The sequence below is a fragment of the Pseudomonas fluorescens genome (assembly GCF_001902145.1).
GTDB lineage: Bacteria > Pseudomonadota > Gammaproteobacteria > Pseudomonadales > Pseudomonadaceae > Aquipseudomonas > Aquipseudomonas fluorescens_BV.
In genome coordinates, this window is sequence record NZ_MRST01000027.1 from 580,184 (window position 1) to 591,542 (window position 11,359).

Below are 11,359 nucleotides of genomic sequence, written 5' to 3' on the forward strand. Positions count from 1 at the left end.
CTTGCATCAGCGGGTAAACGATGCACGCCATGGTAAGGACAACCCACAGCGCACGACAGACGCAAGGCAGACCACTTCAGGACGGATTCGGACATGTCACCGGGCACGCCATGGCACAACGGCTGCCGGGTTCGAAGCCATGGGCGTATTCATCCGCCAGGATCGTTTCCAGACGCGGATCAAGGTGAGGCGCAAAGCCCAGGCGCCGGTAGAACGGAGCATTCCAGGGTACATGCACGAAGGTGGTCAGTGTCACCGCACGCAGTTGCTGGGCGCGGGCATGGTTCATCGCCGTTTCCACCAGCCTGCGCCCCCAGCCCCGGCCTTGCAGCGGCTGGGCCACCGACACTTCATGGATATGCAGGTCGTCGCCAAAGCGTTCTGCGCTGAGGAAGCCTTGAGGGTGGTCGTGATCATCAACCACCACCCAACAGGTCGATAGCGCGATCCACTGCCGATGGCGCTCGACACTGATCGACGCGGCATCCGCCAGCCAAGCCAGCCCTTCGATTGCGCGAAACGCCTGGGCCGCGCACTGCTCGATGGCCGGCAACAAACCGGCATCTTGCGTGCGCGCCAGGCGAATGCGGGCGGACTGCTCAGCAGCCACTCAAGGCCACCTGGGGCCGTTCGCCCGCAAAGAAGAAGGGCCGCAAACGCACGCCCACGCCGTTGCCGATAAAGGCCGCCACCAGCCACACCCAGCCATGCAGGCTGCCCGAGGCGATGCCACTGAAGTACGCGCCGATGTTGCAGCCATAGGCCAGGCGCGAACCGTAGCCGAGCAGCAGGCCGCCGATCACGGCGGCGACCAACGAGCGTGCCGGAATGTTCAAGCTGGGCGCGAAACGCCCGGCCAGGCCTGCGGCCAGCAGCGCACCGAGAACAATGCCGATGTCCATGACGCTGGTGATGTCTTCCCACACCGGTGCAGCCAGGGCCTTGGCATTGCCCGGCATTTGCCAGAATGCCCAGCTGGCAACGTCCACGCCCAGCCCGCTCGCTACCTTGGCGCCCCACAGCGCGAACGCCGAGGTGATGCCCCACGGCCGCCCGGCCAGGGCCAGGGTGGCGTAGTTGAGCAGCGCCAGGCCAATCGCGCCCCATACCAGCGGCCAGGGCCCACGCAGAAAGCGGCGTAGCCCTTGATGCTCGCTCTGCACGCCTTGTTCAAGCTGGCCGTGACGGCGCTTTTCCAGGCGCACGGTCACCATTGCAATCAGCGCGAACACCGCCAGGCTCAGGACCAGCGCCGGCAGCACACCGAAACTCTTGACGATGGAAACCGCCGGGAACGACGGCAACGCAAACCACCAGTCGACGTGGTGGGTGGCGATCAACGAGCCACAGATAAAGAACAGCAGTGTCACCAACATCCGCGCATTACCGCCACCCACGGTGAACAAGGTGCCCGACGCACAGCCGCCGCCCAGTTGCATGCCGATCCCGAAGATAAACGCCCCGAACACCACCGACACACCGGCCGGCGCCACCAGCCCGGTCACCGGCTGGCCGAACAAGGTGCCCGCCCCGAGCGCCGGGAAAAACAGCACCACCGCCACCGCCAGCATCACCATCTGCGCACGCAAGCCAGCGCCGCGCCGATCATTGATAAACACACGCCAGGCCGAGGTAAAACCGAAGGCTGCGTGATACAGCGTCAGGCCCAGCGCGGCGCCGACCACCAGCAGCAACACCTGGCGTGCGCCGACCATGTTTTGCAGGAACAGCGCACCCGCCACCAGGATGATAAAGGCGATCAGTGGCGCGACGGGCTTGCGCACGGGCGTCAGGGAAAGAGACGTGCTCATGGGGTTCTCGATTGGTTGGAAGGAGGCAAGTATAGCCTCAGACGGAATTTGATCAGGTGGGCTATTACCGAAAGGATCATCGTTTGAACCACCGCTATCGCGGCCTCGCTAAAGCTCGACAGCTCCCACAGGGGATTGAAGCAGGACTGACTAACCCAGGCTGATCGACTTCCACGCCGCTTCAGCCAGCAGTTCGCGGTATTCAAATGGACTCTTTTTGACCTTCGCCGACAACCACGCACGCGAGTAACTTTCCGCCGCGCCGATGATCAGCGAGGGAATCAGTTCTGCTGGCAAGTGGCTGAAATACTCCTTGCGCCCTTCCCCGCTCATCCATTCCTTCAACTGCTGGTTGCGCTGTTTGTTGCGCGCAAGCAGCTCGTCCTTGAATGGGCCGCTGGAGACGGCAAAGCGGCTTTGGAACACAAAACGCGCCCAATCCGGCTGTTCGGTCACCCATTCAACGTAGCTGTACACCAAACCGACAACGCCTGCGTGGGCCGTGTTCGCCGCTTGCAGATAGTGGTCACGCAGGCTGGCCTGGTCTTGCAGCGCGGCGAAGAACAGCGCAGCGACCAGCCCCTCTTTATTGCCGAAGTGGTGATAGATAGCGCCCACGCTGGTGTCGCAGCGCGCGCGAATGGTTTCGATAGAGGTCGCCTCGATGCCCACCTCGTTAAAACACGCCAGTGCTTCACGAAGGATGATGCGCTTGAGGTCGCTGCGCCTGCCGGGGAAGGTGCGCTCGATGAGATCGATGGAGTGCATGAGGGAACGCCAAATCAAAGCAGTTTATAGGCTGAGCGCCCGGCAGAGAAAGCTCAGGTTGACAGCCATGGATTTTACAGAATATTGTTCCGTTACAGAATATTATTCTGCAATTAACCCTTGAGGATATTCCGATGAGCCAAGCCCTGAGCATGTTCAATAGCGTAGGCCCCGCCGCATTCAGCAACCTGGCCTGCCAGATGGCGCCCTACTTCAGCACAATCAACCCCGAGATTGCGGAACTGAAACCCAACCACGCCGTGGTTACGGTGCCATTTCGCAAGGAGATCACCAACCACCTCGCCTCGGTGCATGCCATCGCGCTGTGCAACGCCGCCGAACTGGCCGGCGGCATGATGACCGACGCGTCGATCCCCGCTGGCGCACGCTGGATTCCCAAGGGCATGAGCGTGGAATACCTGGCCAAGGCGAAAACCGACATCCGCGCCGTGGCCGATGGCAGCGCGATCGATTGGCAAACCGCCGGAGACAAGATCGTGCCGGTGGAGATCTTCGATGCGGACGGCGTCAAGGTTTTCACCGCTCACATCACTATGAATGTGAAACTTGCTTAGGCATTGAGCAACTCAGTGCCCCACCACCGCAGGCCCAGCGGCAGACCGCCGTCCCGATTTAAAGCCATGGGCCTGCGCCGACCAGGCAATCACTAGAGCGACGATCACCAACACCAGCATCGCCCAAGGAAACGCGGCCACGCCCCAGCGGTCCAGCAACACCCCGCCGAGCACGCCACTGCCGGCAATCGCACTGTTCCAAGCCACTACGTTCAGCGACAGCGCCACATCCGCACCGTCACCCGCAGCATCGGCCAGGGCGGTTTGCAGCAAGGTGGCGGCACCGCCGAAGCTCAGGCCCCATACCGCTACGCCAAGGTAGACCACTTGCGGCCGGCTACCCAGCAGGCCGAACGCCACGCAGATCGCCGCGAATGTTGCCAGGCTGACCAGCACGGTCTTGCGCAGTAACGGCTCGACCAGCTTGGCCGTTAACCAAATGCCCACCAATGCGGCAACACCGAACACCAGCAGCACAAGGTCTACCCGATCCGCCAGACCGGCGCGCGCCACGAACGGGGCGATGTAGGTGTACAGAATGTTGTGCGCCAGCATCCAGCTGATCACTACCGCCAGCACCGGGCGCACGCCGGGTGTAGTCAGCACGTTGCCAAGGGACAGGCGTTGGTGCGCGGGCTGCGGCGGGTAATCCGGCACCTTCACAAGTACCCACACGATCAGCCCCAGCGTCAGCGCCGACATCAGGCCGAACGTGGTACGCCACCCCAGCAGGCCACCGAGCCAGGTGCCCAGAGGCACACCCAGAGACAGCGCAATCGGCGTACCCACCATTGCCAACGCCAGCGCCCTGCCCTGTTGATGAGGCGCGACCATACGCCGGGCGTAACCCGCCAGCAGGCTCCAGGCCAGCCCCGCCGCCACACCGGCAAAAAAGCGCGCCACCAGGGTTACCCCATAGTGGGACGACAGCGCGGTAATCGAGTTGAACAGCAGAAAGCCAACGATGGTCAGCAGCAGCACATTCCGCCGGCGCCAGCCACGGGTGGCGATGGTCATGGGGATCACCGCCAGTACCGAGCCCAGGGCGTAGGCGGTCACCATCTGCCCGGCCATGGACGGTGAAATCCCAAGGCCATCGCTGATCAACGGCAAGAGCCCGGCGGGTAGGGTTTCGGTGACGATGCAAATGAAACCGGTCATGGCCAGGGCAAGCAAAGCGCCGATGGGCAGGCGTTCGGAAGATGCAGATAGGCTGGATGAGGGTGTCACGGGATGCTCCTTGGGTTATTTAAATACCGATCGGTATAAATGTTGCGCAGCACACCGCTGCATTGTCAACGACTTATGTATCGACTAGTATTTATATCGTTATTCCCAGAGAGTTCTCGCCATGGCACAAATGGGCCGCCCCCGTAACTTTGACCGCGAACACGCCGTGGAGCAGGCCATGCACCTGTTCTGGCAACACGGCTATGACGCCACGTCCCTCGCCCAACTCAAGGCCGGCCTGGGCGGCGGTATTTCCGCACCGAGTTTCTATGCAGCGTTCGGCTCCAAGGAAGCACTGTTCGATGAATGCGTGCAACGCTACCTGGCGACCTACGCCCAGGTCACCGAATGCCTGTGGGATGAAAACCTGCCGCCGCGCCTGGCGGTCGAAACCGCACTGCGCCAGTCGGCACGCATGCAGTGCGACAACGCCCACCCCAAGGGTTGCATGGTGACACTGGGGGTGATGAGCGCACCGAGCCCGGAGCATGCGCGAGTGGTGGACGCCTTGACCCAGTCACGGGCCCGCACAAGGGCCGGCATTGTCGCGTGTGTGCAACGGGCGATGCAGGCCGGTCAGTTACCGGACACGCTGGACGCGGGGGCGATGGCAACCGTGTTTGATTGCTTCTTGCAGGGCGTGTCGATCCAGGCACGGGATAACACGCCCCACGAACAGATCGATGCGGCGATCAACCATCTGCTGCTGACCTGGGACATTGCAGCCTCTACGGCTGCGCCCATTCGCCAAAACACGCCAGCCCTGCAGAAACGATAACGGCAAGCACGCAATGTGCGATTAGGGTCTGCACACCGTTGCGGCCGTTGCGAATGCGTGGATTTGCTCGACGATCTGCTGCGAAGCGGTGCGGATGGCCGTGGTGGTATTGCCGGCGATATGCGGCGTGAGTTGCGCGCAGGGAATGCCCACCAACGGCGAGCTGAAGCGGTCTTTTTCCAGGGCGAAGGTATCGATGGCAACCGCCTTGATATGCCCGGAAAACCGGACCATGAAGGCGGCCAGTTGCTGCTCGTCGACGATGCCACCGCGAGCGGTATTGATCAGTATCGAACCCTGGCGCATCCGCTTGAATTCGGCGCTGCCGAACAGGCCGCGGGTCTGCGGGGTGAGCGGCACATGGATCGAAACGATGTGGGCCTCGTCCAGCAACTGTTCCAGGGTTTGCCTGCGTTGCAGCCCGAGGCGGCGCGCCTCCTGCTCGGTAAAGCGCTCGGACCCGGTGGCTATCACCTTGATCCCCAAGGCGCTGGCTTTGCGCGCCACCTGCTGGGCAATGCTGCCCGTGCCCACGAGCCCGAGGGTGAGTTCGGCGTATTCAGCAGCAGGCGCCAAGGTGCCTTTCGACCAGTGGCCTTGGTGGGTTTGCGCGTTGTAGTGGTCCAGGTCGCGAAACAGAAACAGCGCCTGGGCCAACACGTATTCAGCGACAGCGGTCGCGTTGGAACCCGGCGTATGCAGGACCTTCACCCCAGCCTGCTCGCACGCGTGCCGGTCAATATGGTTGAGGCCGGTCCCGGCCTGAGCGATTGCACGCAGCGGCGTGGACAACCCGGATGAGCTGGCGGCGCCAATCAGTTCGCCGCCCAGCGGGATGTTCAAGCGTGTCTTGAACACGCTGTAACCCCCGGCCTGGTTCACCGCGGCGATAAAAGCCCGCTCGTCGTGGCCGTTGATATCGGCATACCCGATGCGGGCGCCGTAGTGCTGCTGGATGCTGTGTTTATCGCTGAAGTAGTAGAGGTTGAGGATGACTGCCAAGCCCAGATCAAGGAAGCGATCGATTTCCTCATAGAGCAGCGGCGGACCGGGCGCATCGAGTATCAGAGTGGTGAATGCCATGGGTTTGATCCTTTTGAAGGCATTGATGACTCGAACAATGCTTGCTTGATTGCCGCTTCGAAGACCGCACCACCCAAGGCGGCCGCCCGCTTGGACCAATAAAGCATGGGCCTGATTTTTCGGCAAAGGACCTATTTGGAATAAAACGAACGGGAAAAAAATCATCGTCCGTCAAAAAAACACGCCCGTGTCTCATGAACATAATCGAGGTTTTTAACTTTTTGATTAATCGGGGCTAAATAAAATCCTTCGAAAACGTTTAACTCAAATGAAAATCTAGGCACGCATGACGTGCGAGAGAAACCTAAAAAAATCTTCATAACCCCCCTTGTACGTCAGCCCAATGAATAGGCGAAGCGCTTGCGAGTCCTATCCATCGGCTTATTCAGGAACATACGCCCCGGTGAAACGGCGCGCCCCTTGCCCAGAAGGATCTCTATGCAAAGCCTCCCGCTCTCTGCGTTACGCCTGTTCGGTGTGCTGGCAGTCATGGTCTGCGTGCTGTTGACGACGCCAGCCCGTGCCGATTACACCGACCTTTCCCTGACCCACGAAAAAAACATCCAGTCCTACGTCGTGAATGCCGACGGCAGCTTTGTACTGGATGTCGAACGAGTTATGCGGATCAATGAAGAGCGCGCGATCACCTCCAACGCCCAGCGTTCGGTCACCTACAATCGCACCCTGGAAACCCTGGATATCGTCGAGGCCTACACCCTCAAACCCGACGGCCGCAAAGTCGTGGTGACACCAGACCGGATCAAGGAGCAGCAGGAGCTAGAGTCTGCCCAGGCGCCGATGTTCCAGGACTCGCGGATCAAGGTGGTGATCTTCCCGGAGCTGCAAGCGGGTGATCGCATGGTGCTGCGGTACCAGCGCCATCGCAATACGCCGTTGTTTGCGGGGCAGTTCGAAGACCTTTTCTCGCCGGACTTTTACCAGAATGAGCGGGTGCGCCTGAGTTACGACATGCCCGCCGAAATGAAGCTGTACGCCGACTCACGGGGTTTCAAAGCGTCCACGCCAGCCAACGCCAACGGGCGAACGGTGTACCGCTGGGACTTGGAACAAACCAAGAAAAATCGCGTGGAAGAAGGCTCCGTTGCCTACACCGACTACGGGCAACTGCTGGCCGTGTCGACGTTTACCGACTACAAGCAGTTTGCCCAGGCCTACGCCGCCAGGGCACAGGTAGAAGTGACCCCGGCCATGACCCAACTGGCCAAGGAACTCACCGCCAACCTCGACAACCCACGCAGCAAGGCCCTGGTGCTGAGTGACTGGGTACGCAACAACATTCGCTATGTGGCCGTGTACGTCGGTGCCGGTGGCGTGGTGCCGCATTCAGCGCAGGCCGTGCTGGATAACCGTTATGGCGATTGCAAAGACCATGTCGCCCTACTTGAAGCGCTGCTCAAGGCCGTCGCCATTGAAAGCTCGCCCGCCCTGATCAACGCCGGCAACGCCTACGAACTGCCCGAGGTACCGACCCTGGGCGTGCTCAACCATGTAATCACTTATGTACCCAGCCTCGACCTGTACCTGGACTCCACCGCGACGCCCATCGCTGCTGGCTACCTGCCTCTGCCCGAACTCGGCAAACCGGTATTGCTGACACAGACCGGTGAGCGTACGCAGACACCGTCCCGCCAGCCTGGCAAAGTGGACACAACCATGGCGTTCAAGGTCAACACCAAAGGCGCTGCCGACTTTACCAATGACTCCACCATCGACGGTTGGGGCGCAGAGCTTAACCGCTTCATGCTCAAGGCCATGCAGCCTGCCGACCGTAATCAGTTGGTGCAACAGGTCCTGAGCATGTTTGGGCAATCCGGTAGCGGAGTGATCGAAACTGACGCTTTGGACAGTACTGCCAATACCTTCAAGTTCACGCTCAAAGGCCACACCAGCAACCTGGTCAACCTGCCTGGCCCGACCGGGGTGCCGACCCTCTCCAGCCTGGCCGGCGGTATCGGCCAGAGCGTGTTTTCCTTGATGGCCGAAAAGGAACGCACTCAGAACTTCTCCTGCCTTTCGAGTGAGATATCAGAAGTAGCGCGCCTGGAGTTCCCCGCCAAGGTGAAGATCCTCGCGGTGCCCAAGGCAGTGTCGGTGAAACACGCAGGCTTCGACTATCGCTCCACCTATGTGAAGAAGGCCAATACGGTGCTGATCACGCGCCAATATGTGTTTAGCAAGCCAGAGATCCTCTGCACCCCAGAGGACTTTGCGGCCATGCAACCGGCGATTGAAGGCATGGTCAACGATTTGAAAAGCCAGGTGATTGTGCAGACGTTGTAACGCCCTGGCCCTGCTTGCGTGTCAGTGGTTATGCACTGGCGCGCGGGAAGCGTGGACTGCGATGCTGAGGCGCAGCTATAAAACCGTTCCTAACCCGGTTGGCGCTTCTGTAAGGCGCTATCAGCTTTTAACGTTCTGACTCGACAGCCCGCACGTTCGTAAAATCAAGCATGACCGTAAACCGCTGCTGCTCACGAATCACCTCAATCTGCCAGCCCAGTTTTGCGCATAACTGGCGCATCAACTGCAGCCCAAGACCATAGCCAAAATCATCCGACTCCTGCTGCGGACCAGTCTCCCTGATGTGGTTGGCGATCATCAGTCGGGGGTATTCGAAGCTGATTTCCACTGTGCCTTCTTCGGCGTATTGCAGCGCATTGCGCAGGAAGTTGCCGATCACGATGCGGCATGCGGTGGGAGGCAATCGGCAAGGTCCGTCCTGGATGTCGACGCTCAACTCGATATCCCGGTTACCGATCAGGTAGCGGTGTTTTTCAATCAACTCGCCCACCAGTTCGCTCAGGTCAACGTCTTCTTCCGGCAGCGGCTCGGGACGCTCGCGGCTCATCCACAGTAATGTCTCGGCGATCAGTTGCATGTTCAGCACAGAACGTTCTATGCGCTGCAACGAGGGTGGTAGCACACCGCCCGATTGCAGGGTCAACAATTCGATAGTGGCCTTGAGCACCGCCAGCGGCGTACGCAGTTCATGGCTGGTGTAGCGCAACAAGCGGCCTTCACGCTGGCTGGCGGCCTGCACCTGCTCAACACTTTTGGCCAGGGCATCGGCCAGCATATTGAACTCCTTGAAGTTGAAACCCGGCCGCTCGCTGGCCAGGGCGTCAGGATTATTCAGGGTGCTGGACCATTGGATCAGACGTCCCAGCGGACGCACCAACCACCACACCAACAGCGCGATGATAATCAGCGCCGGCACGAATACCGCCAGGCTGATGAGCTGGACGCTTTCCAGTACCTGGTCGAAGTAGGCGTCGGACAATGGCGTCTCGACCTCACCCCCTACTTCCTTATCGTGGTCGATGTCATACATGTAGAGGGTTTTGCCGTCGCCCAGAGGTTGTTCGAGAACTATATGGAACGGTGCGTCGTCGTCATCGGAATAGAGATCGCCGAAGATATTCACCGCACCGAAGGACAGGCTCGGCGGGGTATCGAGCAACTCACGCACGTCCTGCTGCAACGCCTCCTTGCCGATGACGCTGGTATAGAAGTAATTGTGCGGCGTCGGCGTGGTCGGGTCCTGTTTGTAGTGCCGGAGAAAATACTGGGCTTCCTCCTCCATCATCGCGCTGGCGGTATAGAACAGGCCGCGCACGGTAAATTCAGGCAGCAGCTTGCTGTAGATCACCAGCACCACAGCAATCAATAACAGAAAGCTGCCACTGATCACCCACTTCAAGCTCAGGCCATTACGCATGAGGTTTTACCTGAATGCCGACACCCGCCAGGGTGTGGATCAATGGCCGGCCAAACGGTTTGTCTACCGCCTTGCGCAGCCGATGCATGTGCACTTTGAGCGTATTGCTATCGGGCGGCTCATCGCCCCAGATTTTGCTTTCCAAACGTTCCCTGGGAACAGGCTCGGGACTGGCGCGCATCAAGTGCTCCAGCAAGGCCCAACAGATGGGTGACAGGTGCAGCTCCTGCCCCGCCCGGCTGACTTTGCGGGTGGTCAGCTCCATGACCAGGTCGTCCACTTGCAGGCGGCTGGTCTGGCCGCTGCGCCGCAGGCTCAAGGCGCGAATCCGCGCCACCAGCTCGGCAAGCTCGAACGGCTTGACCAGATAGTCGTCGGCTCCCGCGGCAAAACTGGCGAGCTTGTCGGGCAACGCATCCAGCGACGTCAGCATCAGGATGGGGGTCTGGATGCCTTGCTGGCGCAACCTTGCACACACCTGCTGGCCGTCCAGGCGCGGCAGCATGATGTCCAGCAGGATGACGTCGTAATGCTGGTTGAGCGCCAGGTTGAGCCCGGCCTGGCCATTGCTGGCGTGATCGCAGACGATGCCGCTGATCTCCAGGTACTCGATGACGGTGATAGCCAGGTCCAGGTTGTCCTCGACCAGCAGCAGATGAATATGCACGGAAAAAACCCCTCGGGCAGGCAGTGCGCAGCGGTGTGAAGGATAGCGGAAGTCGGGCTGTATCCCGCGATGTTTACCTGGCGTTAACCCGGTGCCGCTTAGGCTAAGGCTCTTCTTATCCAGAGCTCGTCACCGTCATGAACCTGTATTCGATGATCAAAGGGGTGCTGTTAGCCGTGATTTTCCTCGCGCTGATGGTGGGCATCCTTCCACAGCAAACTCAGTTGGTACGCATGGGAGGCAGTGGCTGGTTTCTGATTGGCCAGAATGTTGAGCAGACAGGGTCGTGTCATGTCGCCCGTGCGTCGTGATGAGCTGGGCGCCAGCTATGCCAGCCAGTTGGTCGCTTGCGTGGTGCTGGTTATTGGTGTGGCGGTTTCGATGGGTGTCTATATCGCGCGCTTGAATGCGCACCTCGATGAGCAACGCGACCTGTCCTCGGTGTATCTGCCCGACTGCCCTGACGGCCGTGGTGGTTTTATGGTCTATCCCGATGACAGGCGCAGTGGTGACCAGTGTTACAACGTCGATGAAGAGGAGTCGATCGATGTCGATGAGGCGCAGCAGCTATCAGGCTCGAACCTTGCGCAATGGTTCGATTACATCCTGCCTGCGGTTGAACCCGAGCAGGCTTTAGATACCTCGCACACTGCGCATAATGCCGTTCGGTTAAGCGTATATCGCCCTCTGTAGGAGCGAGCTTGCTCG

12 protein-coding genes are annotated in these 11,359 nt (G+C 60.2%); 5 read left to right on the forward strand and 7 right to left on the reverse strand.

The window, feature by feature from the left end; genetic code table 11:
• Positions 1-76: 76 nt before the first annotated feature.
• From BUE92_RS25755 to BUE92_RS25765, 3 genes are all read right to left on the reverse strand, one after another.
• Positions 77-610, reverse strand: a complete 534-nt coding sequence (locus BUE92_RS25755; RefSeq protein ID WP_073526989.1) for a GNAT family N-acetyltransferase — start codon at positions 608-610, stop codon at positions 77-79.
• On the reverse strand, positions 600-1,811 hold the full coding sequence (locus BUE92_RS25760) for a YeeE/YedE family protein (protein WP_073526990.1): 1,212 nt from the start codon (positions 1,809-1,811) through the stop codon (positions 600-602). Before BUE92_RS25760 ends, BUE92_RS25755 begins: the two co-directional genes overlap by 11 nt.
• A gap of 150 nt (positions 1,812-1,961) precedes the next feature.
• Positions 1,962-2,579, reverse strand: coding sequence for a TetR/AcrR family transcriptional regulator (locus BUE92_RS25765; RefSeq protein WP_073526991.1), 618 nt, complete (start codon positions 2,577-2,579; stop codon positions 1,962-1,964).
• A gap of 134 nt (positions 2,580-2,713) precedes the next feature.
• Here BUE92_RS25765 and BUE92_RS25770 point away from each other — a divergent pair, with 134 nt between their 5' ends.
• A complete protein-coding gene (locus BUE92_RS25770) occupies positions 2,714-3,154 on the forward strand; it encodes a hotdog fold domain-containing protein (protein WP_073526992.1) in 441 nt (146 codons plus the stop codon).
• Between the two features lie 12 nt (positions 3,155-3,166).
• Here the strand turns inward: BUE92_RS25770 and BUE92_RS25775 are convergent, their stop codons facing one another.
• Positions 3,167-4,384, reverse strand: coding sequence for an MFS transporter (locus BUE92_RS25775; protein ID WP_073526993.1), 1,218 nt, complete (start codon positions 4,382-4,384; stop codon positions 3,167-3,169).
• 121 nt (positions 4,385-4,505) lie between these two features.
• Between BUE92_RS25775 and BUE92_RS25780 the strand changes: the two genes are divergently transcribed.
• Positions 4,506-5,162, forward strand: coding sequence for a TetR/AcrR family transcriptional regulator (locus BUE92_RS25780; RefSeq protein WP_073526994.1), 657 nt, complete (start codon positions 4,506-4,508; stop codon positions 5,160-5,162).
• A gap of 21 nt (positions 5,163-5,183) precedes the next feature.
• Here the strand turns inward: BUE92_RS25780 and BUE92_RS25785 are convergent, their stop codons facing one another.
• Positions 5,184-6,245 carry an NAD(P)-dependent oxidoreductase gene (locus BUE92_RS25785; protein ID WP_073526995.1) on the reverse strand — a complete coding sequence of 354 codons (1,062 nt, stop codon included), beginning with the start codon at positions 6,243-6,245 and terminating at the stop codon, positions 5,184-5,186.
• A 438-nt stretch (positions 6,246-6,683) separates the two neighbouring features.
• Between BUE92_RS25785 and BUE92_RS25790 the strand changes: the two genes are divergently transcribed.
• Positions 6,684-8,546 carry a DUF3857 domain-containing transglutaminase family protein gene (locus tag BUE92_RS25790; RefSeq protein WP_073526996.1) on the forward strand — a complete coding sequence of 621 codons (1,863 nt, stop codon included), beginning with the start codon at positions 6,684-6,686 and terminating at the stop codon, positions 8,544-8,546.
• A 127-nt stretch (positions 8,547-8,673) separates the two neighbouring features.
• On the opposite strand, the gene BUE92_RS25795 is transcribed toward BUE92_RS25790, so the two are convergent.
• Positions 8,674-9,984, reverse strand: a complete 1,311-nt coding sequence (locus BUE92_RS25795; protein ID WP_073526997.1) for a sensor histidine kinase — start codon at positions 9,982-9,984, stop codon at positions 8,674-8,676.
• Positions 9,977-10,651 carry a response regulator transcription factor gene (locus BUE92_RS25800; protein WP_073526998.1) on the reverse strand — a complete coding sequence of 225 codons (675 nt, stop codon included), beginning with the start codon at positions 10,649-10,651 and terminating at the stop codon, positions 9,977-9,979. The genes BUE92_RS25795 and BUE92_RS25800 overlap by 8 nt, the downstream gene beginning before the upstream one ends.
• Before the next feature lie 137 nt (positions 10,652-10,788).
• On the opposite strand from BUE92_RS25800, the gene BUE92_RS28580 reads away from it, so the two are divergent.
• A complete protein-coding gene (locus BUE92_RS28580) occupies positions 10,789-10,962 on the forward strand; it encodes a hypothetical protein (RefSeq protein WP_014719228.1) in 174 nt (57 codons plus the stop codon).
• Complete coding sequence (locus BUE92_RS25805; protein WP_256674010.1) at positions 10,943-11,344, forward strand: hypothetical protein; 402 nt, start codon at positions 10,943-10,945, stop codon at positions 11,342-11,344. The genes BUE92_RS28580 and BUE92_RS25805 overlap by 20 nt, the downstream gene beginning before the upstream one ends.
• Positions 11,345-11,359 lie beyond the last annotated feature (15 nt).